Annotated in this window: 21 protein-coding genes; 7 read left to right on the top strand and 14 right to left on the bottom strand. The window is 70.7% G+C overall.

Annotated features, from left to right (window positions below):
* Nucleotides 1-436 precede the first annotated feature (436 nt).
* On the top strand, nucleotides 437-1528 hold the full coding sequence (locus tag G6O68_RS27925; RefSeq protein WP_165252360.1) for a DUF1559 domain-containing protein: 1092 nt from the start codon (nucleotides 437-439) through the stop codon (nucleotides 1526-1528).
* A gap of 29 nt (nucleotides 1529-1557) precedes the next feature.
* A complete protein-coding gene (locus tag G6O68_RS27920) occupies nucleotides 1558-1758 on the top strand; it encodes a hypothetical protein (protein WP_165252358.1) in 201 nt (66 codons plus the stop codon).
* Nucleotides 1759-2042: 284 nt separating this feature from the next.
* Here the strand turns inward: G6O68_RS27920 and G6O68_RS27915 are convergent, their stop codons facing one another.
* The 3 genes from G6O68_RS27915 to G6O68_RS27905 all read right to left on the bottom strand — a co-directional run bounded on the left by G6O68_RS27915 (nucleotide 2043) and on the right by G6O68_RS27905 (nucleotide 5223).
* On the bottom strand, nucleotides 2043-2822 hold the full coding sequence (locus tag G6O68_RS27915; protein ID WP_165252356.1) for a bestrophin-like domain: 780 nt from the start codon (nucleotides 2820-2822) through the stop codon (nucleotides 2043-2045).
* 97 nt (nucleotides 2823-2919) lie between these two features.
* Complete coding sequence (locus tag G6O68_RS27910) at nucleotides 2920-4398, bottom strand: aldehyde dehydrogenase family protein (protein ID WP_165252354.1); 1479 nt, start codon at nucleotides 4396-4398, stop codon at nucleotides 2920-2922.
* A gap of 138 nt (nucleotides 4399-4536) precedes the next feature.
* Entirely contained in the window at nucleotides 4537-5223 is a 687-nt protein-coding gene (locus tag G6O68_RS27905; RefSeq protein WP_206108231.1) for a hypothetical protein, read from the bottom strand.
* Between the two features lie 175 nt (nucleotides 5224-5398).
* Here G6O68_RS27905 and G6O68_RS27900 point away from each other — a divergent pair, with 175 nt between their 5' ends.
* Nucleotides 5399-5902, top strand: a complete 504-nt coding sequence (locus tag G6O68_RS27900) for a hypothetical protein (protein WP_165252350.1) — start codon at nucleotides 5399-5401, stop codon at nucleotides 5900-5902.
* A gap of 27 nt (nucleotides 5903-5929) precedes the next feature.
* Here the strand turns inward: G6O68_RS27900 and dusB are convergent, their stop codons facing one another.
* A complete protein-coding gene (gene dusB, locus G6O68_RS27895) occupies nucleotides 5930-7018 on the bottom strand; it encodes a tRNA dihydrouridine synthase DusB (protein ID WP_240911535.1) in 1089 nt (362 codons plus the stop codon).
* Nucleotides 7019-7238: 220 nt separating this feature from the next.
* Here dusB and G6O68_RS27890 point away from each other — a divergent pair, with 220 nt between their 5' ends.
* Together G6O68_RS27890 and G6O68_RS27885 are read left to right on the top strand one after the other, a co-directional pair.
* A complete protein-coding gene (locus tag G6O68_RS27890; RefSeq protein ID WP_165252346.1) occupies nucleotides 7239-8489 on the top strand; it encodes a class I SAM-dependent methyltransferase in 1251 nt (416 codons plus the stop codon).
* A gap of 347 nt (nucleotides 8490-8836) precedes the next feature.
* Nucleotides 8837-9724, top strand: coding sequence for a WD40 repeat domain-containing protein (locus G6O68_RS27885; RefSeq protein WP_165252344.1), 888 nt, complete (start codon nucleotides 8837-8839; stop codon nucleotides 9722-9724).
* On the opposite strand, the gene G6O68_RS27880 is transcribed toward G6O68_RS27885, so the two are convergent.
* Nucleotides 9718-10062, bottom strand: coding sequence for a hypothetical protein (locus G6O68_RS27880; protein WP_165252343.1), 345 nt, complete (start codon nucleotides 10060-10062; stop codon nucleotides 9718-9720). The two genes, G6O68_RS27885 and G6O68_RS27880, sit on opposite strands and share 7 nt — an antisense overlap.
* 126 nt (nucleotides 10063-10188) lie before the next feature.
* Here G6O68_RS27880 and G6O68_RS27875 point away from each other — a divergent pair, with 126 nt between their 5' ends.
* Nucleotides 10189-10626 carry a hypothetical protein gene (locus G6O68_RS27875; RefSeq protein WP_165252342.1) on the top strand — a complete coding sequence of 146 codons (438 nt, stop codon included), beginning with the start codon at nucleotides 10189-10191 and terminating at the stop codon, nucleotides 10624-10626.
* A 116-nt stretch (nucleotides 10627-10742) separates the two neighbouring features.
* Here G6O68_RS27875 and G6O68_RS27870 read toward each other — a convergent pair whose 3' ends face one another.
* From G6O68_RS27870 to G6O68_RS27850, 5 genes are all read right to left on the bottom strand, one after another.
* The gene (locus G6O68_RS27870; RefSeq protein ID WP_165252341.1) at nucleotides 10743-14948 is read right to left on the bottom strand and encodes an FtsK/SpoIIIE domain-containing protein; all 4206 of its coding nucleotides are present in this window, start codon (nucleotides 14946-14948) and stop codon (nucleotides 10743-10745) included.
* A gap of 104 nt (nucleotides 14949-15052) precedes the next feature.
* Nucleotides 15053-15268 carry a hypothetical protein gene (locus tag G6O68_RS27865; protein WP_165252340.1) on the bottom strand — a complete coding sequence of 72 codons (216 nt, stop codon included), beginning with the start codon at nucleotides 15266-15268 and terminating at the stop codon, nucleotides 15053-15055.
* A 100-nt stretch (nucleotides 15269-15368) separates the two neighbouring features.
* On the bottom strand, nucleotides 15369-16010 hold the full coding sequence (locus tag G6O68_RS27860; protein WP_165252339.1) for a hypothetical protein: 642 nt from the start codon (nucleotides 16008-16010) through the stop codon (nucleotides 15369-15371).
* 103 nt (nucleotides 16011-16113) lie between these two features.
* Complete coding sequence (locus G6O68_RS27855; protein WP_165252338.1) at nucleotides 16114-16386, bottom strand: WXG100 family type VII secretion target; 273 nt, start codon at nucleotides 16384-16386, stop codon at nucleotides 16114-16116.
* Nucleotides 16387-16865: 479 nt separating this feature from the next.
* Complete coding sequence (locus tag G6O68_RS27850) at nucleotides 16866-18128, bottom strand: glycosyltransferase (RefSeq protein WP_165252337.1); 1263 nt, start codon at nucleotides 18126-18128, stop codon at nucleotides 16866-16868.
* 441 nt (nucleotides 18129-18569) lie between these two features.
* Here G6O68_RS27850 and G6O68_RS27845 point away from each other — a divergent pair, with 441 nt between their 5' ends.
* The gene (locus G6O68_RS27845) at nucleotides 18570-22031 is read left to right on the top strand and encodes an Ig-like domain repeat protein (protein WP_165252335.1); all 3462 of its coding nucleotides are present in this window, start codon (nucleotides 18570-18572) and stop codon (nucleotides 22029-22031) included.
* A 168-nt stretch (nucleotides 22032-22199) separates the two neighbouring features.
* On the opposite strand, the gene G6O68_RS27840 is transcribed toward G6O68_RS27845, so the two are convergent.
* Genes G6O68_RS27840 through G6O68_RS27825 form a run of 4 tightly spaced genes read right to left on the bottom strand, consistent with a single transcriptional unit; the run spans nucleotide 22200 to nucleotide 26343 of the window.
* Nucleotides 22200-23057: an FkbM family methyltransferase gene (locus G6O68_RS27840; RefSeq protein ID WP_165252334.1), complete on the bottom strand. Its 858-nt coding sequence runs from the start codon at nucleotides 23055-23057 to the stop codon at nucleotides 22200-22202.
* Nucleotides 23058-23084: 27 nt separating this feature from the next.
* Nucleotides 23085-24299: an ABC transporter permease gene (locus G6O68_RS27835; RefSeq protein WP_240911534.1), complete on the bottom strand. Its 1215-nt coding sequence runs from the start codon at nucleotides 24297-24299 to the stop codon at nucleotides 23085-23087.
* Nucleotides 24287-25057: an ABC transporter ATP-binding protein gene (locus G6O68_RS27830; protein ID WP_165252332.1), complete on the bottom strand. Its 771-nt coding sequence runs from the start codon at nucleotides 25055-25057 to the stop codon at nucleotides 24287-24289. Before G6O68_RS27830 ends, G6O68_RS27835 begins: the two co-directional genes overlap by 13 nt.
* Entirely contained in the window at nucleotides 25054-26343 is a 1290-nt protein-coding gene (locus tag G6O68_RS27825) for an efflux RND transporter periplasmic adaptor subunit (RefSeq protein WP_165252330.1), read from the bottom strand. The genes G6O68_RS27830 and G6O68_RS27825 overlap by 4 nt, the downstream gene beginning before the upstream one ends.
* Between the last annotated feature and the right edge of the window lie 3 nt (nucleotides 26344-26346).

Genomic DNA, 26346 nt, shown 5'->3' with positions numbered 1-26346 from the left:
GGACGAGGGGTTCGCCGACCAGCACCCCGGAGCCCGCCTCGACCGGGTCGCGTTCCGGGTGATCTGCCGAGTCCCACCCACGCCGGCGATGGCCGCGATCCAGGAATTGACGGCCCGAGGCTCCGAGCCCGTCCGCATCCCGGTCTCAATCGAGGTCCAGGGCTGAAGGCGGGCGTTTCGGGCGTGATCCGGCGACGCCCGGCGCGACGCGATCACGACGATGCGGGCTCGCCCAGAGCGGCAGAAGGCCTGCGGGACGTCGCGGAGCGAGCCCACATCCACGAATTCGTGGGATATCCATTTTTGGAAGCCCTCAGCCTGGGAATTGTCGCCCTTAGGAGTTAAGGTCTTAACTCCTAAGTAGGTAGCCCGGAGTCGTGCCGGGGCACCGATCCGACGTAATTGATCCGTCTGAATCAGACGAAGGGACTCGCCCATGCCGAGGCGTCGCGGATTTACCTTGATCGAGCTTTTGGTGGTGATCGCGATCATCGCCGTCCTCATCGCCCTCCTCTTGCCCGCCGTGCAGTCGGCCCGCGAGGCGGCCCGACGCGCCCAGTGCGTCAACAACCTCAAGCAGCTCGGGCTGGCCGTGCACAACTACGTCTCCCAGCAGAGCGTCCTGCCGCTGGGCGACCTCTTCCCCACCGCCACGGCGTATTCGGTGAAGGGGATCCAGGGGAACGGGGCCAACGAGTGGAGCTACTGCTGGACGGTCTGCATCCTGCCGCAGATCGAGCAGCAGCCCCTGTACAACGCGTACAACTTCGCGTTCTCGTACGTGGATCCGGGCGGTGGGCTGGGGGCGAACACGACTGTCTGCTTCACACAGGTCGCCGCTTATGTCTGCCCTTCCGACGGGGCCGGCTCGCGGGTCGCGCCGCCCTGGGGTTCGCTGGGTTATGTGGGCAACTGGGGCGGGCCGGGCGAGAACCGGACGTTCACCGGGACGATCCTGTCCCCCGACTGGGGCGACAGCACCAACGCCCCGGGGACGAACGCCATCGGCCTCGAGGCGATCACCGACGGCACCTCCAACACCGCGCTCTTCAGCGAGCGGCTGATCGGCCTCAACTCCAGCCAGCTCGTCAGGCCGGGGAAGACGTCCGACGGCAAGCGCGGCATCTTCCCCACCGGCGTGGCCGTCACGATCAACAACCCGACCCCGGGCACTCCGACCACCCTGGCGCTGCTCGCCGCCTGCCAGGCCCTGCCGCCGACGACGACCGGCGTCGCGAACTACAACGGCCGGCTGTGGACCGTGGGTTACCCTTGGTACTACGTCGTCAACCGCTACAACCACGTCGGCCCGCCCAACAGCATGACCTGCTCCGCGAGCAACTCGTTCAACGGCAACGAAGGCTCGGCGCAGGATTCCATCCCCCCGACGAGCAGCCACCCCGGCGGCGTCAACATGGCGATGGCCGACGGCTCCGTGAAGTTCATCAAGGACACCGTCGGCCAGCAGCCCTGGTGGGCCCTCGGCACCCGGGCCGGCGGCGAGGTCATCAGCTCCGACGCCTATTGATCGGCGGCCCATCGCAAGGACTACGGCTCATGACGAAGCGAACGCCCGCATCCCTGGCCGCGACGGCCCTCGCCGCCGCCCTGTTCTGCGGCTGCGGCGGCTCCGACGGCGACCTCTCCGCCGGCATGCCGCAGAACATCGACCTGTCCAAGGTCTCCGACCCCATGGCCCGCGGAGACCAGGGTAAGCTCATCGGCAAGCCCGCGAAGCCCGCCAAGAAGGCCCGCTGATCCTCCACCACCGGAAACCCGAGGGGGGCGGCGCTCCACGAGCCCGCCCCCCTCGCGTCGTCTCGCCGCCTCGCGCGAACTCAATTCGAGGCCGAGAGCCTTCCCCTCGCCCTCGACGCTCCCACCTTCAAGCCGACCGAACCGAGCGGCGACGGCCGTATCTTCCCAACGCCGGCCGAGTCCCCATGCCGGCTCCGCCGCGGTCGTCTTTCGACCCTCAGCCCCGTCGTCCCGGCGCGTGAGGATTCGATCCATGATCGAGTACGCAGGACGCCCGGGCTGGATCAGTCCTCAAGCATCTCTTGCAGCGTGATGCGCGTCAGGGCGAAGCCGTCCGGGTTGATCTTCACGTCGCCGGAGAACGGGGACGCGAACATCAGGATCAGGTAGAGGTTCAGCGCGATGACGACGGCGAGCAGGGCCGTGATCGCCAGCTGGAGGCGGAAGTCGTCCAGCTTGAACAGGTAGGTGAAGACCACCGTGATCACCCCGCCGGCGATCAGGACGACCCACTCCAGGAGCGGCAGCCCGCGCTGGGAGGCGATCACCATGCGGGTGCGGCGGCTGTTCCAGAACTGGGTGGCGGCCTCCACCTGGGCCCCGAAGATCGCCGCCTCCCGCTCGTTGGCGGGCTCGAAGGCGAGGAGCGTCCGCGACAGGCTCATGGCGAGCCGCCGGGTCTCGTCCGAGCCGCGGCCCTGCTGCATGAGCGGCCATTCGACGTCGGTGACGCTGCGGATGTAGGCCTCGGCCAGCTCCCGGACGCGGTGGGGTCCGTCGCCGGGGAGCCGGGAGGCGAAGAGCGCGATATCGGCCAGGGCGTTCGCCTCGGCCTCGGCGGTCAGCCGGGCCTCGGAGAACTTGGTCATCGAGTCGACCACGATCAGGCCGAGGATCACGGCGTAGAGCGTGCCGACCACCGCGTAGAGATAGCTGGCGACGTCCTGGATCTTCTCCAGCTCGTGACGGTGGAGCGAGCGGCGGGCCAGGGCCAGCCCGCCGAGCGCCGCCGCGATGCAGCCGGGGAAGAGGAGGAGCCCGACGGGGTAGGTGTCGATCGCCACGCCGGGGCTCTCCGATGATTCACTCGCTGGCACGCCTCGGCTCGCGGGGCCGCAAAGGGGTCCACGCGAGCCGATCGGCCCGACGGCCGCCGATCCGTCAACGCATCGAGACGGTCACCGTCTTGTGCTCGGTGTAGTTGGCGAGGGCCTGGAAGCCCAGCTCGCGGCCGATGCCGCTGGACTTGAAGCCGCCGAAGGGGGCGGCGGCGTCGAAGACGTCGTAGCAGTTGATCCAGACGGTGCCGGCCCGCAGGCGGTCGGCCACCGAGTGGGCCTTGGCGATGTCGCGCGACCAGACGGCGGCGGCGAGGCCGTAGTCGGTCGAGTTCGCCCGGGCGACGACCTCGTCGACGTCCTTGAACTTCAGCACCTGCATCACCGGGCCGAAGATCTCGTCGACGGCGATGTCCATGTGGTCCTGCACGTCGGCGAAGACCGTCGGCTGGATGAAGAAGCCCTTGTCGCCGGCCCGCTCGCCGCCGGCCACGCACCGGGCCCCCTGCTCCTTCCCCTTGGCGATGTAGCCGAGGATCTTGCTGAACTGGGCCTCGTCGATCTGCGGGCCCTGGTCGGTGTCGGCCGCGAACGGGTCGCCCACCTTCCGCCGCCTGGTCGCCTCGGCGAGCTTGTCGACCATCTTGTCGTAGACCTCCTCCTGCACCAGCAGCCGGCTGCCGGCGCAGCAGCACTGGCCCTGGTTGAGGAAGAGGCCGAGCATGGCGCCGTCGACGGCCGCGTCGAGGTCGGCGTCGGCGAAGACGATGTTCGGGCTCTTGCCGCCCAGCTCCAGCGTGACCCGCTTCAGGGTCTTCGCCGCGTCGCTCATGATGATCTTGCCGACCTCGGTCGAGCCGGTGAACGCGATCTTGTCGACCCCCTTGTGGGCGACGAGCGGCGCGCCGGCGGACGGCCCGAAGCCGTTGACGAGGTTGATGACGCCGGCGGGGAAGCCGGCCTCCATCGCCAGCTCGCCCATGCGGAGGGCGGTCAGCGGGGTCTGCTCGGCCGGCTTCATGACGATGGTGCAGCCGGCGGCCAGCGCCGGGCCCCACTTCCACGCGACCATCAGCATCGGGAAGTTCCAGGGGATGATCTGGCCGACCACCCCGACGGGCTCGCGCTTGCTGTAGCAGAAGTAGTTCCCGCGGACGGGGATGGTGTCGCCCGTCAGCTTGTCGGCCCAGCCGGCGTAGTAGCGGAGGCAGTCGACCACCAAGGGCAGGTCGCCGTGGCGGGCCTCCTTCAGCGGCTTGCCGTTGTCCAGAGACTCCAGCGCGGCGAGGTCGTCGATGTTCGCCTCGATCAGGTCGGCGAGCTTGTACATCAGCCGGCCGCGGTCGCGGGCGTCCATCTTCGACCAGGGCCCGGAGTCGAACGCCTTGCGCGCCGCCTTCACGGCCAGGTCGATGTCGGCGGCGGTCCCCTCGGCGACGTGGGCGATGACCTCCTCGGTCGCCGGGTTGACCGTGGCGAAGGTCTTGCCCTCCACGCCGTCCCGGAACTGCCCGTCGATCAGGAGCTTGGTCTGGTACGAGGCCGCGGTCTTGCCGCGGCGAGGCTCGGTGGCGGTGGCCATGCGTGCGTCCTTTCCGACGTGGCGGGAACGGGAGAGAGAGACGCGGCCCGAGTGGCGACGGGCCGTCGATCCGATCGGTCGTACCTCATCTTAGAGAATGAGCCTTGGAAAGAAAACGGGCCTGATGGCGACCCGGGGTCAGCCGGGCGTGTGGAGCCGAACGTCGCCGTCGTCCGTGAAGCGGTAGGCGGCCCCGTGCTTCCACAATTCGAAATAGGGGGCGAACGGCTCCTCGATGCTCCCCGAGTCGCGATACAGCGGCCAAAGGATGTGGTATCCCAGGTTGGGATCGCAGGCGATCGTCCAGAACGCCTCGCCCATGCGGAGCATCGGGCTTTCTCGGGGGCTCAGCGACCCCATGTAGTCGCCGACGACCTCGTAGATCATCGTCTCGGCGTCGTGTCCCGGCGGCCGAGGCGGCTCGCCCGCTGCGACGGTCACGGGAGGCGCGGGATCGAGGATCGCCGTCAGATCATGGCGGCCGAGCGCCACGGCCATGGCCTTGACGTTCTCCAGATGACGGCGAAGGAGCTCGATGGCATGCGGAGGGGCCAACGGGGGAGGACGCCTGACGAGGAAGTAGGCGTCGTATGTCCCGTCAACGCCCGACCAACCTTCCGCGGTCGCCCGGAAGACCTCCAGGAGCCGGGGCAGGATCTCGTCGGCCCCCGCGACCCCCTCGAAGGCATGCGCTAGTCCCGCGCCCAGGGGACGAAAGTTCTGAAAGAAGCCGGCCAGATGGTCGAAAGTCCAGGGGTTCGGCGAGTCGTCCCCGGTCAGGGCTTTCCAGCGGGCCAACAGGGCGTCGTGGTCGTTCATGTCCATCACCCGATCCGAGCAGCCCCTACCTCGCCTCGATCGGCCTCGACAGCGTCAACCGATCTTAGGGCTGGTCGGACGCCTGATTCAAGGACGCACGCGCCGGCACCGCCCGGATACCATGGAGGTCCGGGCGGCGAGGGACGCCGTCCCTGGTCGAAGATGGAGGAGGCGAGCATTCATGGACACCGACCCGGAAATCCAGCAGACCTACCGTCGCGCCCTCCGCGTGCTGAGGATGGTCCACGAACTCCACAAGATCGGCTACCAGCGGATCCGGATCGCCCCGGGGATGGCCCCGAGCGGCATGTATTGGCGATGTGGGGTCACCCACGCGGGGAACATCCTGAAGTCCCACGGGGCGATGATGCGGGACTTCCACCGAGACAGCATCCACTACGGCAGCGGCCAGGAAGACGCATATTTCGGCTGGGAGGACGCCCGGCACGACACGGTGCAGGCCCTGGCCGCCCGGTTCCTGGAGAGGTGCCCCGAAATCGCCCGCGCCGGGCTGGGTCGCGACTGGGCCTACGCCGGCTGGTACGTCGAGATGCTCGGGGCGGCGGAGCGAGGGGCTTTCCCGATCGCCTACTGCGATTACGGATCGGACGACCCCGACTGGCTCATGACGACCAGCGACGCGGTCGGTCGGATCCCGATGCCGCCGGGCGGAGAGGCCGCCTAACCATCGCGAAGTCGATCCGCCCCCGCCTCACCACGCCTCGATCGGCCCGGACGGCACCGGGACGTGGGCCTCGAAGTGGCCGGGGAGCGGGGAGCTGGGCCCTTCGCCGCGGATCTGGGCGACGGCGCGGTCGAAGACCTCGGAGGATCGGAGGTTGATCAGCTCCAGGTAGAACTTCTTGGGCATCCGGGTGAAGTGGTAGTACCACTTGAGGATCTTGCGGAACTGGAGGCAGGCGTAGTGCTCGCCCCGGCGCTCCAGCAGGCCGTGGAAGTGGACGCTCATGAAGTCCAACCGCTGCTCGAACGTCGGGTCGGGGCCGGGCTCGCCGGTGCGGACCCAGTGGTCGAGCTGGCGGAAGAAGAACGGGTTCGCGAGCGCCCCGCGGCCGATCGAGACCGCCGCGCAGCCGGTGTCGGCGATCATCGAGGCCGCGTCGGCGATCGAGCGGACGTCGCCGTTGGCCACGATCGGCATGGTGTCCACGGCGTCGACCACCGCCTTGATCCCCGAGCGGTTCACCGAGCCCGAGAAGCCCTGGGCGCGGGTCCGGCCGTGGACGATCACCGCCGCCACGCCGATCTGCTCGAAGGCCCGCGCCAGGCCGGGTGCCGACAGCGTCTCCTCGTCCCAGCCCAGCCGCATCTTGACCGTGACGGGCACGCCCGCGGCCTTCACCACGGCCGAGACCAGCTCCACCGCCAGCTCCGTCTGGCCCATCAGGGCCGAGCCGCCTCCGATCCGCACGACCTTGCGGACGGGGCAACCCATGTTGATATCGACGATCGTCGCCCCGTTCTCCGCGACGTAGCGAGCAGCCTGCTCCATCTCCGACGGGACCTGGCCGTAGATCTGGATCGAGAGCGGCTTGTCCGCGTCGGACGTCTCGGCCAGCTCCAGCGCCCGCCGGCGCTTCTCGATCAGTGAGCGGGCGTTGACCAGGTCGGTCGTCGCCAGCCCCAGCCCCCCCTGGTCGCGCACGGCCAGCCGGAAGGCCAGGCTCGTGTAGCCGGCCAGCGGCGCGAGGAAGAACCGCGAGGGGATGGCGACGCCGCCGATCCGGAGCGGCTCGCGGGCGATCGGCGGGACCGGCGGGTACAATGGCGGGACGCTCAAAGATCGACTCCAAAACGTCCTTCCCACCGGAGGGAAGGTGGCTCGAAGGGGCGGGACAGGCACGAGCACGGGGACCGGCGGCGACCGCTTCGGGCAGGGACGCCGACGAAACCTCGCGTCGTCCGCCTTGATGGTCCCCCTCATCCGGCCCTGCGGGCCACCTTCCACCACCAGGGGGGAAGGGGATACGGCAAACGATTTCCGCTCTCGCGATATCACCATGACATTGTACGAAAACGCCGCCGGACGCTCGACCCAGGATCGCCGAGTCCGCGCCCCGGACGGCTCCGACGCCGAGTTCCGGCTGCTGACCTCCGAGGCCGGCCGGGCCCTGATCGCCGAGGCCCAGGCCGTCAAGTCGCCCGGCCCGGCCGAGCTGTCCCGCTGGCGGAAGCTCCACGACCAGGAGTCCGTCGCGGCGGCCCTCCGGCTGGCGGAAGCCCGGCGCAAGGCGACGCCCAAGTTCTCGCGGGGCGAGCGGATGTGGCTCGATCCGGTCGGTCTGGAGCAGGCGACGGCCGAGGCGGTCGCCGTCCACAAGGCCCGCCGGTTCGAGGCGGCGGCGGTCGTCGACCTCTGCTCCGGCATCGGCGGCGACGCGGTCGCGCTGGCGGAGCGGTCCCACGTCCTGGCCGTCGACCTCGATGCGGGGATGGGCCGGCGCGTGGCCTGGAACGCCGACGTCTACGACCGGGGCGACCGCGTCCTCCCCTGCCGCGCCCGGGCCGAGACCTTCCCGATCCCCGCCGGCGCCTGGGTCCACATCGACCCTGACCGTCGGACTTCCCGGAAGGGCCGGGCCGTCGACGCCGACGGCTACGCCCCCGGCCCGGAGTTCCTCCACGGCCTGATGAGGCGGATCCCCGGCGGGGCGATCAAGCTCGGCCCGGCGAGCGACTTCGACCGGTTCGCCGAGGCGTTCGACTGCGAGGTCGAGATCATCAGCCTGGGGGGCGAGGCCAAGGAGGCCACCGTCTGGTTCGGCGCCGCCGCCTCGTGCCGCCGCCGCGCGACCCGGCTCCCCGAGGGCGTCACCTGGACCGACCGAATGGGCGACCAGCCCTGGAGCGACTACCCGATCGTCGCCCCCATCGGCCGATGGCTCTACGACCCCGACCCGGCCCTCTCGCGGTCCGGCCTGCTCGACTCCTTCGCCCGCGCCCACGACCTCGGCCGGATCGCCGCCGACCTGCCGTACCTGACCTCCGACGACTACCTCGCCACCCCCTGGCTCGAAGCCTTCGAGATCCAGGGCGTCCACCCCCTGGACCTGAAGCGGCTCCGCAAGCTGATCGACGTCGAGGCTCTCGGCCCCGTCTCCGTCAAGCACCGGACCACCGACCTGAAGCCCGAGGCCCTCCGTCCCCTGCTCCGCCACCACGGCGACTCCCCCGCCGTCCTCTTCCTCACCGGCGGAGCCGGCCCCGGGCGGGCGATCGTGACGCGCAAGGCCGCCGCCGCCGCCCGGTGACCCCGAGCCGAGAGCGCCCGAGAATTGGCTTCGTCCGCGCCGACCCGAAAACGAACCCATTTGACGCAACTCTCAACCCAGAATCAACTTGACATTCCAAAACAGCCCTCGCAATTGGCTTCGTTCGGCGCGTTTCGTGGTCTCGCGTCACGTCCTCGAACGCCGGCGGGGCGACCTCGCGACGGCCGCGACGCGCGGCATCGCTTGAAGAGAGGATGCGCCGGGATCGCCCAATGGGGACGAGGCCCGGCGACGAATCCGTGGGTCGCGGGTCGAGGCGGCCCCTGGCAAGGTATGGTTCCCGGTGCGAAGAGGCCCCGCCCCAGCAGCACCCTTCGGAGAGGCGGATGACGCGCATCGAGATGCCGACCGAGCGGATCGATTACCTGCAACTGGCCCTCCCGACGGCCGGCCCGGCCCTGGTCGCGCGCTGGGGTACGCAGTGGGATCCGTTCACCGTCGCCGCCTGGGACGGTCTGGAAACGCCCCCCGGCTGGATGCTCACGGAGCGCGTCCTGCACCTCTCCCCGGACGGCGAGTGGGCGTCCACCTTCGATGAGAAGTCCGGCGAGGTGCGAGTCACCCGGGTCGGGGCGAGCGGCCCGGCGTCCGTCCTGAGCCGCGACGGGGGGGCCGGCAACGTCTGGACGGCCGTCGCCCCGGGCGGGGTCGCGGTGGCCTGGATGGAGGGCGCCGTGACGCTCGTCAGCGCCCTGCCGGGGGGCGAAGCGGTGGCCCGGGTGAAGTCCGGGTGGGCGTTCGACCTGCAATTCTCGCCCGGCGGCCGCTGGCTGACCGAGAAAGGGGAGCGGGCTTTCCGCGTGTTCGATCGCGACGCTCGCTACAAGGCGATCGCCCGCATCCCCACGCCCGGCTACTTCCTCGCCGACGTCGCCGACGGGCCCACGGCCGTCGTCACCGGGGCGGACAAGGGCTCCGTGTCCGTCTGGGACCTGGCCGCCAGGTCGGCGACGGCCACTTTCCAGGTGGAGGGGACGGTGTCCGCGCTGGCCATCTCCGCCGACGGCCAGCGCGTGTTGACCGGGGACCTCGAGGGCGGGGTGACGCTGTGGGACGCAGCCGGCGTCCGGCTCCGAAGCTACGAATGGGACGTGCCGACGCCGATCGCGGCCGTCTTCTCCCGCGAAGGGGCCCGTGCCGCCGTCGGCGGGACAGGCGGAGCCATCGTGGTCTGGGACCTGGACGATTGGGCCGCCCCTCGCGCGGCTCAGTAGACCCGGCTCTCCGGGTAGCATCGCCGGATGACCCAACGTCGCAACCCGAACAGCGCGACGAGGTTGACCGCCTTGAGGGCGATCAGCCAGGAGTCGAGCGCGGACGCCTCGCGGAAGTCGGTCAGCCCGAACGTGAGAAAGGCCAGGGCATAGGGGACCTCGACCCAGGATCGACGGTGGCGGACGAACCGGGCCAGGACCAGGGCGGCGAAGACGGTCCAGGCCGCGCCTTCGAACAGGTTGAAGCCGTGGGTCGCGTGCTCGATCCAGGTCGCCGACCGGGGCGAGTACGTCCACCAGCGGTGGTGGAGGAAGTCGAGCAGTTGGTCCGAATGCATGATTCGGCTCGCGGGGCCTGGGACCGGGATCCTCGACGCGGGGGAGGCCGTCGGCTGGCACGACCGAGGCCCGATTGGTCATGAGAGGAAAGTGACGCCGAATCCACACCTTCCGAGTCTGCCTCCATGAACCATCGACTCGAAGACGCGATCGAGCCCGGCGACCTCGCCGCCCCGGCGAGCCCGACCGAGGTTCGATCCTCCCTGGAGGCGGCCGCGAGGCTCGCCGTCGGCCTGCTGGCGCTCGCCGGGGCCGGGCTGGTGTTCGCCTTCCTGCTCGCCCCCGGCTGGTTCGTGCTGACCGCCGGCTTCCTGTTCGAGATGCTCGCGATGAAGGAGCCGAGGGCGATCGCGGGGGGCGTTTCGCTGCTCATGATCGCCGCGATGCTGATCGTCCTCGGCCTTTGCCTGGCCTTCGGGCTGCTGGTCGTCGCCTTTCGGGGGATCACGCGGAGTCCGTTCCCCGGCTTGTGGGGCTCGCTGCGGTTCGTCCTGATCACCCTGACCCTCGTCGTCGCGACGGCGGTCGCGGTCGGCCTGCTCACGAGGGTGGCGGGGACCTGACGCCCTCGTGGCCTGGGACCGGCTCGCCGGGCTGATACGGACTGGGCTCGTCGCGACGACGGATCGCATTCGAAACGAAAAACGCCCGAGGGTCGGCCCTCGGGCGTTGCGGGTCATCAGGACTCGTCGGGCCTGGGTTCTTCGGAGGGGGCGTCGCCAAGGTCGTCGAACTTGGGGAACGGCGGCACCTCGATCTCGTCGAACTTCGGGAACGGCGGGATGTCGCCGTCGTCGAACTTGGGGAACGGCGGCGGGCCGTCGTCGTACCGGCTCCGCGAGCCGTTCTCGCGGGGTGCGGGAGCGGGCTCGTCGGAAGGCTCCGGCTCGGGCGGGGCCTCGGGCTCGAAGGGGGCGGGGCGGGAGGTGAACTTGGCCTTCACCTCCTCGACCCACGCGGCGTCGGGGAGGCTGTAGGGGCGGAACTTCTCCACCCGATTCTCTTCCTCGCTGTAGAAGAGGGCCCGGTTCTCGCCGAGCTTGCCGGCGGCGGGGGAGTCGATCACGGTGCTGGAGTCGTTGGCGCTCATCTGGAACAGGATCCGGAGTTCGAACTCGCGGAGGGTGCCGCGGTCGAACATCCGGTTCATGTTGTTGACGCTGTCGATCCAGACGATCGTGTGCACGCCGAAGCTCGGGCCTTCGCGGAGGATGTCGCCGAACTGCTTGCCGGGCGACGGCGGCTTCTCCTCGCCGAAGCTGGAGGAGTAGCCGAAGTCGTCGTCCGCCTTGCGAAGCTCGCGGAAGCGCTGGAGGTCGTAGATGAACAGGTAGATCGGCGCGTGGGCGTCGGCGTCCGGGTTGTCGCGGCGGCGGTCCAGCTCGCGGGCGATCGCGTTGATCGACGAGGCCAGGTTGCGCTGGGTGACGTTGGTGACGTTGTGAGGTACCCAGTCGGCGAACTGGCCGAGCTTGCCCGCCAGCCACGAGTCGACCGGCGAGCCGTCGACCATGTAGAACTTCACGCCCGTCCGCTTCTTGGGCGGGTGCTGGGCGGCGATGGCGATGCCGGACATCAGCATCATCGCCAGCGCGGACTCGCCCCCCTGGCCGATGATCAGGAGGTTGGCGCCCGACTGGGGCCGGAAGACGGCGACCGTCGGGTCCTTGATGGCGATGGCGTCGCCCAGCCAGGCCTGCTCGTAGCGCGGGGCCTCGGCCGGCCACTCGGTCGCGTCGAACAGGTGGTTGAGCAGGGTGTTCTTGCGGGTGTCGGCCGGCAGGTTGCCTTCGAACACGATGGGGGTGGCCGGCGGCCGGTTCTGGGCCTTGGCGAGGTCCAGCATGTCCTGGAGGTACTCGATCCGGCGCTTGTCGGAAAGCCAGACGACCTGGAAGAGGTTGTTGCCCTCGGGCATGCCGTTGGCGTCGTTGTAGATCGCCTCGCCGGGGCGGGTGAGGAGCCTGGCGGCGCTGTTGTCCTCGCTGAGGATCAGGTGGGCGTCGGCCTCGGAGCATTGCAGGGCGATGCGGATGGCCATCTGGCCGAGGGTCGCCCGGCCGACCGAGTAGGCGCCGCCGAGCGTCTGCGAGCCCAGGATGACGTGGACGCCGAACGCACGACCCTGGCGGACCAGGCGGTCGAGCAGCAGCGAGACCTCCTGCGCGATCTTGTCGTCCTCGACGAAGAACTCCTGGAACTCGTCGACGACCAGCAGGATGCGGGGCATGACCATGTCGGGCTTGGCCTCGCGGAAGCCCTTCAGGTCCTGAGCGCCGAAGTCGCGGTAGAGGTCGCCGCGGTACTTCAGTTCGGCGTCGAGCCGCTGGAGGACGCTGAGGCCGAACTCGCGCTCGGACTCGACGGCGATGACCTTGGCGTGCGGCAGCTCCTTCTCGGCGTAGACCTTGAACTCGACGCCCTTCTTGAAGTCGATCAGGTACAGCTCCAACTGGTCCGGGCTGTACCGCAGCGCCGCATTCACGATCAGGGCGTGGAGCAGGGTCGACTTGCCGGAGCCCGTCTTGCCGGCGACGAGGGCGTGCTGCGAGGTCCCCCGGCCCAGCAACAGCGGCTGGAGCTTGGTGGCCCCGGCGCGGCCCAGGGGGACCTCCATGATCTTGCCGCTGTCCCAGCTCCAGAACTTGTCCGGCTTGGGGGCGATGAAGTCGAACGGGACCTCGACCTTGTTGGCGTTCTTGGACGCCTCGCCCATGTAGTGCATGAGCTTGCTGTAGAAGCCGGATTCGGGGAGCGAGTCGAGCTGGAGCGGGAAGCGGCCGAAGTGGTCGTCGCGCCAGCCCATCTTGCCGTCGCGCCAGCTCAGGTTGATGCAGTCGGCCTCCAGGTCCTTGAGCTGGAGCCCGGAGGGCATCGGCAGCTTGGGGTCGACCGAGATCAAGGCGTAGACGCCGCAGCGGGCGCCGCTGGAGACGATGCTCTGGAGCCGGCGGGCGGCGGTCTCGTTGAAGTTGCTGGGGAAGTTGGCGACGACCAGGATGCGGAACGGCTCGGCGACCTCGCCGGCGTGCTGGTTGTACGCCTCGATGGTCTCGAACTCGTTGCGCAGGTATTTCTGGATGACGTTCTCCATGTGGGCGGAGAGGTCCTCCAGGCGCTGGTCGAAGTCGCGGGCCTCGGTCCAGATGCGGCTGGTGACGAGGAGTTCCTGGTAGTCGGCCAGGTGCATGAAGGCGGCGAAGTTCTCGCCGAGGCCGACGGGGTCGAAGATGGTGAACCGGACCTTGCCGGGGGGGATCGAGGTCAGGAACCGGAGCATGAGGCTCTGGAGGAGCCGGTTGGCCTCGGCCCGGCCGGACTCGCCGGTCTTGATGAGGACGCTGCTCTGGTAGGGGAACGGGACGAAGGCGGGCAGGTCGAACTCGGTGGGCCCGGCCTGCTTGAGGCGGTCGTCGGTCGGCCGGCCGTGGGGGAACTCGGACAGGTCGAACTTGAAGCGGCCGAAGGGCAAGGCCGCGGGGACCTCTTCGGGGGGCTGCCAGCCGTCGACGTCGGACTTGTCGTCCCAGTCCAGGAACCGCCGGGAGGCCTCGGCGTTGACCTCGTCGGCGATCGCGCCGACGCGGGCGAGGCCCTCGGTCCAGGTCTGGACCAGCTCGGCCCAGGCGGCGTCGTAGGCGGCCTTGGTGGCCTCCTTCTCCTTGCGGATCCGCTCCTGGAGCTCGGCGCCCTCGCGCTCGGTCTTCTCCTTATGGGCCTGGATCCGGGGGGGGTAGTGGGAGTCGGCCTTCTTCAGGTCGTCGTCGCGCTTCTGCTTGATCTCGGCGAGGCGGTTGGGGAAGATCGCGTCGGCCTCGACGACCGACTGGCCGATCCGCCGCTCGGCCTCGGCCACGCGGGCGTTCATCTTGTCCTCGGCGGCCTTGTAGTTCTCCTCGCGCTTGGCGTCGGCCTGCTTCTGGCGGTCCTCGAAGTCGACCTTGATCCACTCCTTGGCCTCTTCGAGCAGCCGCGTCCCCTCCTCCACGCGGTACTTGAGGGTGTGGTAGTGCCGCGAGACCTGGGGCTGGGCCTTCTTCTTGAGGGCGACGAACGCCCCCGCGCCGACGAGCACCGCGGCGGCGACCCCCGCGCCCGCGGCGATGGCCGGGGCGACGACCATCGCCAGGCCGCCGCCGACCGCCGCGCCCAGGAGCAGGAACGGCCAGACGAAGTTGGACGGCCGCAGGAAGTTGGGGAGCTTGAGCGATTCGAGGGCCAGCAGCTCCTCGTCGATCTTGTGGACGACCTCCTGGAGCAGGTCGAGCTTGGTGGGGTCCCCCTTGGGCTCGGGGGGGGCCAGAAGCTCCGCGCCGTCGGCGGCCGGGCCTTCGGGGGCCGCGGGGGGGGTGATGGTGGTCGTGGGCTCGACCTCGAACGCGGGCCCGGCGAGCCGGGCGACGCGGGCCAGCGCGACCTCGGCGGCTTCCGTCAGGTGTTCCAGGTCGGCCCGGGTGGCGACCAGGGCCTCGTCGTGGACCTTCTTCCGCTTCACCGTATTGTCGCGGGCGGCCTCGTACATCGCCAGCGACTGCCAGCGCGACTCGTCGCTGGCCTTCTTCGCCTTGGCCCGCTCGGACTTGAACTGGGCCTCCAGCTTCTGCTTGACCTGCGCGTATTCGGCCTCGGTCGCCTGCGCGTCGGCCTGGGCCTTGCGCGCGATCGCGGCGCGGACCTTGTCGTACTCGGCCTGGAGGGCCGCCGCCTCGGCCTTGGTCCGCGTCGAGAACTCCTGGACGGCCTGCCGGTGCTCCTGCTCCTCGCGGTCGCGACGCCGCTTGAAGGTCTGCTCGACTTCCGTCTCGACCTTGGCCCTTCGGGCGATCAGGCCCTCCAGGTCGGTCAGCGCGGCGACTTCTTTCTGGACCAGCGGTGACTCGGGCATGTTCGCGATATCCGGTGTTCGGGAGTGGGCAGGATCAAGGGGACGGCGCGCGCCTCGTCGCGACGCGCGGCGGCCGGACCGACCGGGCGGCCGGGCGAGGCCGTTCAGGCGTTCTCGTCGCAGGCCTTGCGGATCTTGGCCAGCTCTTCCGCGAGCTTGTCCATGCCGATCATGGCCCGCCTGGCCAGGCCCTCGACCGGGTCGAGGTGGTTCTTCTCGAAGTCCTTGGCGACCTGGTCGGTCCAGGCCTCCTTGGTGACGTCCCACTTCTCGCGCAGGTCCTTCATCGCGTGCTGAAGGCGGGCGGAATGGCTGCTCATGGTCGGGGCCTCCTCCCCCCGCAAGCGGTCGGACGCCGAACGCGGGCGGGGACGGTCGGTCGGGCGGTGGTCGCGTTGGGTCGAATCGAATCGGGTCGGGTCAGCGGTCGGCGGCGGCGGGGGCCTCGGCGGGCTCGGGCGTCGCCGCCGGGGTCGGGGCGTCGGCGGACGCCGCGGGGGCGGCCGAGCCGGAGGAGGCGGTCGTGCCCTCGGCGGAGCGGGCCGCGCCGCCGACGGGGTCCAGCCGCCCGGTGGTCGGGGCCTGGAGGGCCAGGTAGTCCTCCAGCGAGCGGACCATCTTCTCCAGCGTGCCCATGGACTTCTCCATGCCGCCCGAGAGGTGGTCGGTCATCGGCGAGGCGCACGACTTGTAGTCGGCGATCGCGTGGTGCAGGACCGGGATCAGCCGCTTGACGACCTGCACCTTCTCCTCGGCGATGTGGAGCCGCTTCTGGGCGAGGCGGACGGCTTCCTTCTGGTCGGTGTCCGAGATCGAGCTGTTCCCCTGGGCGGCGATGTGCCGCTTGGCCAGGTCGGACCGGGCGTTCATGAGGGCTTCCTGCCGCTTCTTGACCTGGGTCGTCCAGTAGCCGAGCTGGTCGCGCTCCAGCCAGTCGCGCATCCGCCGCAGCTCCATGTCGACCCCCGAGAGGGCGCCGCGCGCCTCCTCGACGAACTTGATCATCGAGACCTTGAAGTCCCTCAGGGCTTGGACCGAAAGGACTCTCGCGTCCTGGCTCATGATGCTGGCTCCTGCGCGGCGAAGAGGGAGGAGGAGGGGCCGGGATGCGGCGGGCTCCGGTCACGGCCCGGCCCGCCGACGGATCGGCCCCGATCGGCTCGGCTCAGCGCTGCTGGAGGTACTCTTCGAGGCGCTCGGCCTTGCGGAGCAGGAACGGGATGTGCTGATTGGTCACGTCGACGAACCGCTTGACCACCTGGAGCGTCTGGTCGAACTCCTCGACGAACTTGTCGTGCTCGCGGTCGCGCCACGTCTGGCCCAGGCCCGAGACCTGGCCGTGGATCGCGCCCAGCTGCGTGAGAAGGTCGTTGTTGAATTGCTTCAACCGCGCGGCGAAGCGGCGGATCTCCTCGGGATTCGCGATGGCCTGGGCCATGACGGGACCTCGTTTTCGGCGTGGGGTTTCGGATTCGTCACACGAGAACGGAATCGCGGCGGGACTCGTCGCCTGAGATTTGTCGGCTTTTATGGTATACGGACTGTCGGAGGCTGTAAAGCCTTGCACAGGCAGCCTCTCCCAGTCCGCGAGGCTCCTTCCATCATGCCATGTGGGAATCGTGCGATCCACGTCGAGCCAGGGCGAGCAAGCCGACCGGAACGCCGGCTTAACTCGCCGACGCGGATCGAGTTTCGGCCTTTCCTGGCAATCCTGCAGGGTCCCATCCGTCGCGCCGCTCGCGATGCGGCGGGACGACGGACGTGCAGCCTGTGAGACTCGTCCGGTCGTCGCGGGGTCCGCGCCCGACGACGGGAGGCACCGCGGCGCGCAGTCGCCGGTTGCAGCGAAGCCCGAGCCCGCGGGCGCCGCACCACCCTGGCTAGCCGTCGACTGGGATGCGGGGGGCCTCCCTCGGCTCAGGCCCCGACAGCCAAGGCGGTCTCGATCAACTCGGCGGCCCTCGGGGCTCCGCCCCCCTCGCGGATGGACGACTGGATCCGCCGGGCCGCCTGCCGATAGGACGGATCTCGGAGCACCCGGGAGATCGCCGCGCGCATCGCCTCGGGCGTGAGCCGTCCGAGCGGGGGGAGAGACTCCCCGGCGCCAACCCAGGCGACCCGCGCGGCGGTCCCGGGCTGTTCGTTGGTGACCGGCACGGCCACCATCGGCACCCCCACGCTCAGGGCGTCCAGGACCGTATTCAGGCCGGCGTGAGTGACCGCCAGGGCGGCGCGGCCGAGCAACTCGAGCTGAGGTGCATACGAGACCACCACGGGTCGGCCCGGCAGGTCGCCGAGGGCCTCCGGCGCGACCCCGTGGCCGGTCGAGATCACGAGCTGGACGTCGAGCCCGACGCACGCCTCGGCGATCGTCCGGAAGGCGGCCGCGATCCGATTCTGGAGCGTGCCGAGCGAGGCGTAGATCAGCGGTCGGCCGTCCAGCCGGTCCCAGGGGAAGTCCACCGGCGGGTAGCCGCAGGGGAGCCGGAGCGGGCCCACGAACCGGACCGACGCCGGCAGCTTCGACCGGGGGAACTCGAAGGCCTCCGGCTGCTGGCTGATCTGGAGCCGGCTCGACCAGGTGTCGGCGAGCCGGCGCGGGAGGGACAGCCCGTGACGCCGGCGGTGATGGCGGATCCGTGCCAGGATCGGCCTGGCCTTCCAGTCCAGCCCCCTCCACGCGGCCCGATTCCTTAGCCGCGACCAGGCGCCCCTGGCGGGGAGCCAGGGGGTGAAGTACGGCGGGGCGTCCGGGTCCGGGTGCAGGATCAACGCGTTGCAGATGGTCGCGGACGGCAGGCCGAGCTGGTCGGCCACGGTGCCGGAAGCCGACGAAGCCTGGTCGACGACCAGGTGGGTGATCCCGGCGTCGCGGAAGGCGCCCGGCCCGACGGTCAGCGCAGCCTCGGCCGAGCGGTCGAACACGGCGATCGTGTGCTCCAGGGCCGCGCGGCCCCGAAGCGAGCCGAGCCGCACGAACTCCGCCCGATATTCGTCCGCCGGGAAGACGGACCCGCCCAACGGCACGACCTCGAAGCCGGCGGCCGTCACCGACGCGGGCGGGTCGCCCAGCAGGAAGAAGGTGACGCGACGGCCGCGGGTGCGGATCGCATCGGCCAGGGCGATCATCGGGTTGACGTGCCCCGGCGCATTCGGGCAGACGATGCCGACATGATCCACGCGTTCGCTCTCGACTGTCGGTAGGCTCTCGACGGCCTGGGCACGCGCCCAGAACTCGGGGCCGATTGTCGCCTGCCGGCCGTCCCTCGTCCATCGGGCTCGCCTCGGCGGCCGCCGCGCCGCAACCTCGCCCGAGGGGCCTCCACGGGCGCGAGCCCCTCGCACCAGGATCGTCCGCTTTGGAGACATTGACGGTCCCTGATTCATCCCTGTGCGACACGACCGCCGCCTTGGTGGACTCCGCCCCCACCGGGAGAGGCTGGTCAGTGGCGTCCTTTCACCGCCGACGGCGATCGGGGGCGTGGAAGCCTAAAGAATTCGGCTTTCGGCTTGGATTCATGTTTGCGACCGTGCACAATGATGAGATCGGATCCCTACGCCCTCGCGACGGCATCGGTCCGGCGCGATCGCGTCCATCCACTCGGGTCGTGCGAGCCACACATGAGCCACGTCGGTTCCCGGGCGGGGGACGCCGCCCCCGCTCCGCGCGTCGGACTTCGGATCGGGTCGATCCTCGGGCGGGGGCGACCGCGCCGCAAGGGCCGGCGGCACCTCCTCATCGAGGCGCTGGAGCCGCGCCTGGCGCTGACGGGGGGATTCGGCGCCCCGTTCCTCGACGTCTCGAGCGACCCCTATTTCCTGCAAGCCAGGCTGGGCGGGGCCGAGACGGCCGGGAGCACGTTCTTCGGCTGGGCCCTGGACGCGACGGCCGACGGCGACGTCGTCGCCGTCGCGTCGCCGGGCGCGCCGGTGTCGGGCCAGGTCGGCGTGGGGAACGTCGCGATCTACGAGCGCACCGGTCGCGAGTGGGCCGAGACGGCCGTGCTCACTCGCCCGGGCCCAGAGACGGCGCCTTACCTCTTCGGCGTGCAGGTCGCCCTGAGCGACGACGGCTCGACCCTGGTCGTCGGCGGGGGCGGACAGCCGTCCTCCCCCTACACCCTGTTCATCTACGAGCGGGACGCGGCGGACTGGACCTTCACCCAGCGGGTCGACCTGGAGTACGGCTACTCGTCGAACGGCGTGCAGCGCTTCTCTCGGCTCGCCGTCAGCGGCGACGGCGACGTGATCGCGGTGGGCTCGCCGAACGATTACGGGCTGCCGACGCAGCCCAGCGTGGTCCGCGTCCTCACGCGCGGGGTCGAGGATTGGTCGGTCACGGCGGAGCTCGCCCCGCCGGACGCGGGGGCCGGGCGCACCTTCGGGGCCTCGGTCGCGCTCTCGGCCGACGGCGGCACCCTGGCCGTGGGGGCGGAGCGCGACCTCGTCCAGGGCTCGGACGCGGGGGCGGTCTACGTCTACCGCGAGGCGGCCGGGGCCTGGGGCGTCCCGGAGCGGATCGACGCCGCGCCGAACGGCAGCAACTTCGGCTCCTGGGTCTCCCTCAGCGGCGACGGCGCCACGCTCCTGATCTCCGGAGTGGAGGTGGCGCCGGGTCCGATCCTCGAGGCCCGGGGGGCCGCGTACGTCTACGAGGCCGACGGCCCCGGCTGGACGCAGACCGCGCGTTTCGTGTCGCCCGGCGGGGGCGACGAGGCGGCCTTCGCGCGGTCGGTGTCCCTGTCGCCCGACGGCCTGACGGCGGCCGTCGCCGCGCCCGGGTTGCAGAACCAACGGGCCGCGGCCTACATGTACGGCTCGACGGGGGGCGTCTGGGGCCCGATCGCGTCGTTCGCATCGGATTCGCCCGGACCGTACGGGACGTTCGCGGTCCCCGTCGTCGCGACCGGGGCCGACGTCTTCGCGGCCCACGGCGGGCCGAGGAGCCTGGACGAAGCCGGCTCGATCCACGTCTACCATCGACCGGCCGGCCTGGAAGTGATCCTCGACCCGGCCGATGCGACGACCAGCCCGCTGACGCCGACGACGTTCCTGGCCGGCGCGGCCGGGGCCGACGGGCTATCGGTCCGCTGGCAGGTCAGCGAGGACGGCGTCGCCTGGTCCGACCTCCCCGGGGCCGTGTTCGACTGGTACACCGTCGTCCCGACCCTGGCGGACTCCGGGCAGCGGTATCGGGCCGTCTTCACCGACGGCGAGGGCGGGGAAGCGATCACCCGCCCCGCGACGATGACCGTCCGGAAGGCGACGCCGATCGTCGTCATCGACTCGAATCACAACCCCAGGCTCCGCGAGCAGTGGCTGACACTGACGGTGCGGGTCTCCTCCGACGGCTCGACGCCGAACACGCCCGACGGCGGCGTCGTCACGCTGACGGCCGGAGGCGTGCAGTACACCGGCGAGGTCCGCGACGGGGTGGCGACGTTCGAGCTGAGGGGGGACCTCGCGGCGCCGGGCGCGTACGTCGTCACGGCGGCCTACGACGGCGCGGCCGACCCCACGTTCGGGCCGGCGGCGGGGTCGCTGGTCCAGGTGACGTTGAAGACCGTCCTCTCGACGGAGACCCTGGTCGACCCCGCCTCGCCCATCTCGGGGCAGGACGTCGTGATCATGGCGCGGCTCAGGCCGGCGGACACGTTCGGCGCCTTCCCGCCGCCGACCGGCCTGATCGCGTTCTACGAGGGCGACACCTACCTGGGATCGTCCCGGGTGCTCGGGGCGGGCGACCCGCTGGAACTGGCCTATGCGGCCATCCTGCGGAAGTTCGACGGGGCCGGTACGCGCAGCATCTCCTGGACGTACTCCGGCGACGCCTGGTACGAGGCGGCGGCCTCCGCCCCCGTGATCATCGAGGTCCAGCGCGCGTCGACGACGATCAGCGCCTACCCCGAGGGGAGCGGGATCTTCTACTACGGGGTCGTGCCCACCTACCAGGTCGCCGCGACGGGCTTCTACGAGCGCCCGGCGCCGGGGCCCGTGAGCGTCACCGTCGCCGGCTACGACGGCCCGCCCATCCCGGACCTGACCCTCGGGCCCCAGGGCCGCGGCGGAGTGGCGCTGCCCGCCCCCCTGGCTCCGGGCGGGCACACGGTCACGTTCAATTACCTGGGGACGGACGAATTCGGGCCGTCCAGCTTCACGACGGGCTTCGGCGTCTATAAGGCGCCCACCTCTCTCGTCCTGCGGTCGAACCGGTCGGTCCTGGGGCTCGGCCAGGAGGTCGTCTTCACGGCGGTCGTGTTCAATTCGGCGGCCCCGGACTACAACCCGACGTCCGGCGTCATGCAGTTCTACGTCGGCGCCGCCCTGCTGGGCGAGGCCGAGGTCGGCGCGGACGGCCGGGCCCGGTTCGCCACCACGACGCTCCCCCTGGGCGAGCACGTCGTCACGGCCGTCTACAAGGGATCGGGGAACTTCCAGGCGGGCATGTCGAACCGCTACTCCCAGCTCATCGTCGCATCGGACACGGTCACCACGCTGACCAGCAGTGCGAACCCCGCGACGGCGGGCGTCATGATGGAGTTCCACGCCGACGTCCGGGCGACCAACGGCGCCCCCTGGGCGAACTCGGGCCTGGTCCGCTTCTACGTCGGCCTCAACCCGGTGGCGGAGGTTCCGATCGACGTCACCGGCCGGGCGACGCTCCCGGCCCGCTTCGACGTCGCGAGCCGCTACCTGATCACGGCGGTCTACCTGGGCTCCCCGGGATTCGGGACGAGCCAGTCGCAACACCTGGGCCAGGTCGTCGCGCCCGCCCCAGTCCCGCCGGCCCTGAACGCGAGGACGAGCGCAAACCCCCCGGCGTCGCAGCGGGCTCTCCCCGGCGGGCCGGTCTCGGCGGCCGCCTTCACGACCTCGGTCGCCGCGTCGTCGGCGGCGACGCCCGACGCCCCGACGCAAGCCCGGCCCGAGCCCGAGCGGACGTCGCCCCCTGTTCGGGCGCGACGGGCCGCCCGGCTCGCGGCGCAGGCCGAGGTCCTCTCCCGTCTCGCCGTGCGGAAGTCGCCGGCGACCCGCATCGGTCGGTGGGCCGGCCTACGCTTCGGCGACACGAGCTCGGCCTGAGCGGTTTCCGAGGCGTCCTGGGGCGGTGCGACGACAGCTCGTACCGCCCCCTCTCGCGGAGCCAGGCGACGCTCGCGGAGATCGGTCGAGCAGGCGTTCAAGGCGGGGCCTTCTCAAGCTCCGCCAGGACGACCTGGTCCGCCTGGGCGTCGGGCGAGCGGGGCGAGCTCACTCGGCGTCTCGTCGGAGGGCCTGCGACCGTCCTGCGGCGACGGGGTCGGCGACGCGGCGGGCGTAGACGTTGAAGACGCCGAACTCGCGGCTCCATTCCTCCTGGTCGGCGACGACCTCGAAGCCGTGGCGGGCGAACAGTTCGACGATCCGCCCCAGCCGGCCGTCGATGTCGTGGACTTCCAGGACGACCTGGCGGATCCGGGGCCAGTCCGCTTCGTCAATCCCCGCGAGGACCTCCCACTCGCTGTTCTCGACGTCGATCTTGAGCAGGTCGATCGTCTCGACGTCCTCGGATTTGATGACGTCGCTGATCGTCCGGAGCCGGCAGCGGACCGTCTCGGCGCCCGAGAAGAAATAGAGGTCGAGCAGCTTCGCGAGGGCTCTGCGCGGCCAGTCGCGGAGCCTCCGCCGCGGCCCCCGGCCCTCGCGCGGGAGGCCCCTCGCCACGAGTTCGTTGCGGACCGCCCGCAGACTCGGGATGTGGCCGGGCGAGCAGGTCGCAAGGGCCGACGCCCGGGGGTATCGCGTGAACGTCGCCTCGCCGAGGTGGTCGGACAGCCCCGACTCGGAGAGCCGGACCTTCTCGGCGAACGGGGCGACGTTGCGCCGCAGCAGCTCGAAGGTCTGGGGGATCGGCTCGAAGGCGAAGAGGGTGAAGTCGCGCAGGGCCCGCGCCAGGAACACGTCGAACATGCCGATGTTCGCCCCCACGTCGAAGATCGTCGCCCCTTCGCGCAGCTCGACGCCGTGGCGCAGGTAGCAGTTCTGGACGAAGATCTCGTGGTGAAGGAACCGGGCGTCGATCCGGTTGGGGGCGTGGACGCTCAGGCCGTCGGGCAGGCGAACCTTCATCGCGATCCTCCTCGGGGGCCTTCCTCTTCACTCGTGTCGCAGGGCGTCGATCGGATTGAGCAGCGCGGCCTTGACGGCGGGAAGCATGCCGAAGAGCGTCCCGGTCCCGGCGGAGATGCCGAATCCCAGGGCGACGGCCCACCAGGGGACGACCACGTCGACCATCTTCGGGTGCAGGCTCGCCAGGGCGCAGAGGCCGAACCCGAGGGCGACGCCGATCCCCCCGCCGAGCATGCTCAGCGTCACGGCCTCGGCCAGGAACTGCGCCAGGATGTCGCGGCGGCCGGCCCCGACGGCCTTGCGCAGGCCGATCTCGCGGGTCCGCTCGCTGACGCTGACGAGCATCATGTTCATGATGCCGATGCCGCTGACGAGCAGGGAGATGCCGACGATCCCCGCGAGCATGGCGGTGGCCGCCAGGCTGATGGCGTTGAACGCCTCCAGGATCTCGTCCTGCGTCCGGATGCTGAAGTCGTTCGGCTGGTGGGCCTCCAGGCCGTGTCGTCGCCGGAGCAGGTCGGTGATCTGGGCGCGGGCCTCGGGCACCTGCTCTTCGGACGCCGCCATCGCCACGAACGCCAGCTTTCGGCGCTGCGAGGGGTACATCTTCAGGGCCATCGTGTAGGGGACGAGGACCACGTCGTCCTGGCTGGTGCCGATGAGCGAGCCCTTCTCCTTGAGGAGGCCGACGACCAGGAAGCGGCGGCCGTCCAGCAGGAGCGACTGCCCGACCAGGCCCTCGTCGACGTTGAGCTTGCGCAGGACGTCGCGGCCGACGAGGCAGACCTGATGCGCCTGGTCGACGTCGGCCACGGCGAGCGGTCGGCCGACGTCGACCTCGAACTTGCGGATCGCGTGATACTCGACCGACACCCCCTCCAGCGGCGCGCTCACCTCGTCCCGGCCGTAGCGGACGGAGACCGCCGCCTGTCGAGGGTCGGGCGAGACCAGCCGCAGGGCCTCGCAGCGCTCGCGGACGCTCTCCACGTCGCGGACGTCGATCTCGGCGCGGCCGAGGGTCCGCCCCGCGTCGCCGGCAGGTCGCTCGGGCGCGACCCAGACCGCGTTGGTGCCCCACCCCTTCAGGAACACGGCGACGTAGCGCGAGAACCCCAGGACCACGCTGACCACGGTGATCGTGGAGGCCACGGCGATGACCATCCCCACCATCGTCAGCAGGGACTTGGGTTTGCTCGTCCAGAGCTGCTCCATCGCGATCGGGACGTTCCTCACCAGGGACATGGCCGCTCCTCGCGATGGGAGAGGGGGGAGGCGGAGACGGGGGCCCTCGCGGGCTCCCAGGTCGGCTCGGCGTCCGCGTCGTCGGACTCGATCCGGCCGTCGCGGACCCGGACCACGCGGCGGCAGCGCGCGGCGACGTCGGGCTCGTGGGTCACGATCACGATCGTCTGCCCCTGGGCGTGCAGCTCGGCGAACAGGTCGAGGATCTGTTCGCCGGTCCGGGAGTCCAGGTTCCCGGTCGGCTCGTCGGCGAGGAGCAGCGAGGGGTCGTGCACCAGCGCCCGCGCGACCGCGACCCGCTGACGCTGGCCCCCCGACATCTGCGAGGGGCGATGCTCCATCCGATCGGCCAGGCCCACCCTCCGGAGCGCCTCGGCGGCTCGCGCGCGACGGGCGCGGGCGTCGGAGTAGATCAGCGGAAGCTCCACGTTCCTCAGCGCGGTCTGGCGGGGGAGCAGCTCGAAGGTCTGGAAGACGAAGCCGATCCGATCGCCCCGCACCCTCGCCAGCTGCGACGCCGAGAGCCCGGCCACGTCGCGGCCCTCCAGCAGGTAGCGTCCCGAGCTGGGGACGTCGAGGCACCCCAGGATGTTCATCAGGGTCGACTTGCCCGATCCCGAGGGTCCCATGATCGCCAGCAGTTCGTTGGCCTCGATGCGCAGGTCGACTCCCCGCAGGGCCCGGACGGTCTCCTCCCCCACGCGATACTCCTTCGTCACCCGCTCCAGCCGGATGACCGGCTCGTCACGGCCCGTCATGGCGAGGGCTCCTCGTCCACGACGCGCACGGGCTGGCCGTCGGTGAGCTGATCCAGCGCGCGGAACGGGGCGACGACGACCTCCTCGCCGGCCTCCACGCCGGAGAGGATCTCCACGCGGTGCTCGTCGGTCAGGCCCAGCTCGACCGGCCGGGCGCGGGCCATCCCCCCCTGCACCACGAAGGCTACCTTCACGTAACGCGAGCCCGAGGCGCGAGCCCCGCCGTTTACGCCCCCCGGCGACCGGGACTCGCGCTCGGCCCAGGCGCGCACGGCGGCCGAGGCGGGGAGGTCCTTGCGACGGCGATGGACCACGGCGTGGGTCGGCACCCCGAGCGCGTCCTCGATCCGCCTCACCTCGATCTCGACCGTGGCCGACATCCCGGCGCGGAGCGAGGGGGGGGGCCGGTCGACGCGGATCCGGGTCTCGAACCCGACCGACTCGCCCGACTTCCTCCCCTTCGCGGTGACCTTCTCCACGACCCCCTCGACCGCGGTGCGGGCGTCGGCCTGGAGATAGATGAGCGACGCCTGGCCGGGCTGGACCAGGGGGATGTCCGACTCCTCGACGTCGGCGACCACCCGCATCCGGCCCGGGTCGGTGATCGTCATCAGGACCGTCCCCGGCAGGTTGATCGTCCCGGCGATGACCACCTCGCCGACCCGCACCGAGAGGTCGGTCACGACGCCGTCGATCGGCGATCGGATCTCCGTCCGCTTGACCTCCTCCAGGCTGATCGTGCGCAGGGCCTCGCTCTCCAGCAGTTCGCGGCGGCTCATCTGGAGCGCGGCCTCGGCCTTGTGGAAGTTGGTCCGGGCGTCGGCCAGCTCGGTCGGCGTGGAGAACCCGCGCTCGGCGAGGCGGCCGTGCTGGGCCTCGTCGCGGGCGGCCTTCGCCAGGTCGTCCTCGGCCCGGTCGATCGCCGAGCGGTGGCGTTCGAACCGGGCCTGGGCGGAGAGGAGCCGGGCGTTGGCGTCGGTGTCGTCGAGCTTCACCAGAACGTCGCCCGCCTTCACGGCGTCCCCTTCCTTGACCTCCACGGAGACGACCCGGCCGAGGATCTGCGAGCCGATGTTCACCTCCTCGACCGCCTCGACCACCCCGGGCGCGGTGATCTTGCGGACGATCCGGCCCCGCGACGGGGGCTCCACGCGCACGTCGATCGGGGGCTCGTCGACCACCCGCCAGTCGACCACGATCGAGCCGGGGTCCTGATGGAGCTTGGCGACGGTCACGGCGGCGGCGATCGATCCGACAAGGCCGAACCATGTGATGAACCGGAGCATGCG

It is taken from the genome of Paludisphaera soli (genome assembly GCF_011064595.1).
Taxonomy (GTDB): domain Bacteria; phylum Planctomycetota; class Planctomycetia; order Isosphaerales; family Isosphaeraceae; genus Paludisphaera; species Paludisphaera soli.
Note: the sequence above shows the minus strand (reverse complement) of the source record. Positions and strands in the feature narration are given on the sequence as shown.

Coding starts and splice junctions, on each gene's coding strand:
- G6O68_RS27925 (WP_165252360.1), top strand. CDS start 437: ATGCCGAGGCGTCGCGGATTTACCTTGATCGAGCTTTTGGTGGTGATC.
- G6O68_RS27920 (WP_165252358.1), top strand. CDS start 1,558: ATGACGAAGCGAACGCCCGCATCCCTGGCCGCGACGGCCCTCGCCGCC.
- G6O68_RS27910 (WP_165252354.1), bottom strand. CDS start 4,398: ATGGCCACCGCCACCGAGCCTCGCCGCGGCAAGACCGCGGCCTCGTAC.
- G6O68_RS27905 (WP_206108231.1), bottom strand. CDS start 5,223: ATGGACATGAACGACCACGACGCCCTGTTGGCCCGCTGGAAAGCCCTG.
- G6O68_RS27900 (WP_165252350.1), top strand. CDS start 5,399: ATGGACACCGACCCGGAAATCCAGCAGACCTACCGTCGCGCCCTCCGC.
- G6O68_RS27890 (WP_165252346.1), top strand. CDS start 7,239: ATGACATTGTACGAAAACGCCGCCGGACGCTCGACCCAGGATCGCCGA.
- G6O68_RS27885 (WP_165252344.1), top strand. CDS start 8,837: ATGACGCGCATCGAGATGCCGACCGAGCGGATCGATTACCTGCAACTG.
- G6O68_RS27880 (WP_165252343.1), bottom strand. CDS start 10,062: ATGCATTCGGACCAACTGCTCGACTTCCTCCACCACCGCTGGTGGACG.
- G6O68_RS27875 (WP_165252342.1), top strand. CDS start 10,189: ATGAACCATCGACTCGAAGACGCGATCGAGCCCGGCGACCTCGCCGCC.
- G6O68_RS27870 (WP_165252341.1), bottom strand. CDS start 14,948: ATGCCCGAGTCACCGCTGGTCCAGAAAGAAGTCGCCGCGCTGACCGAC.
- G6O68_RS27865 (WP_165252340.1), bottom strand. CDS start 15,268: ATGAGCAGCCATTCCGCCCGCCTTCAGCACGCGATGAAGGACCTGCGC.
- G6O68_RS27860 (WP_165252339.1), bottom strand. CDS start 16,010: ATGAGCCAGGACGCGAGAGTCCTTTCGGTCCAAGCCCTGAGGGACTTC.
- G6O68_RS27855 (WP_165252338.1), bottom strand. CDS start 16,386: ATGGCCCAGGCCATCGCGAATCCCGAGGAGATCCGCCGCTTCGCCGCG.
- G6O68_RS27845 (WP_165252335.1), top strand. CDS start 18,570: ATGAGCCACGTCGGTTCCCGGGCGGGGGACGCCGCCCCCGCTCCGCGC.
- G6O68_RS27840 (WP_165252334.1), bottom strand. CDS start 23,057: ATGAAGGTTCGCCTGCCCGACGGCCTGAGCGTCCACGCCCCCAACCGG.
- G6O68_RS27835 (WP_240911534.1), bottom strand. CDS start 24,299: ATGTCCCTGGTGAGGAACGTCCCGATCGCGATGGAGCAGCTCTGGACG.
- G6O68_RS27830 (WP_165252332.1), bottom strand. CDS start 25,057: ATGACGGGCCGTGACGAGCCGGTCATCCGGCTGGAGCGGGTGACGAAG.
- G6O68_RS27825 (WP_165252330.1), bottom strand. CDS start 26,343: ATGCTCCGGTTCATCACATGGTTCGGCCTTGTCGGATCGATCGCCGCC.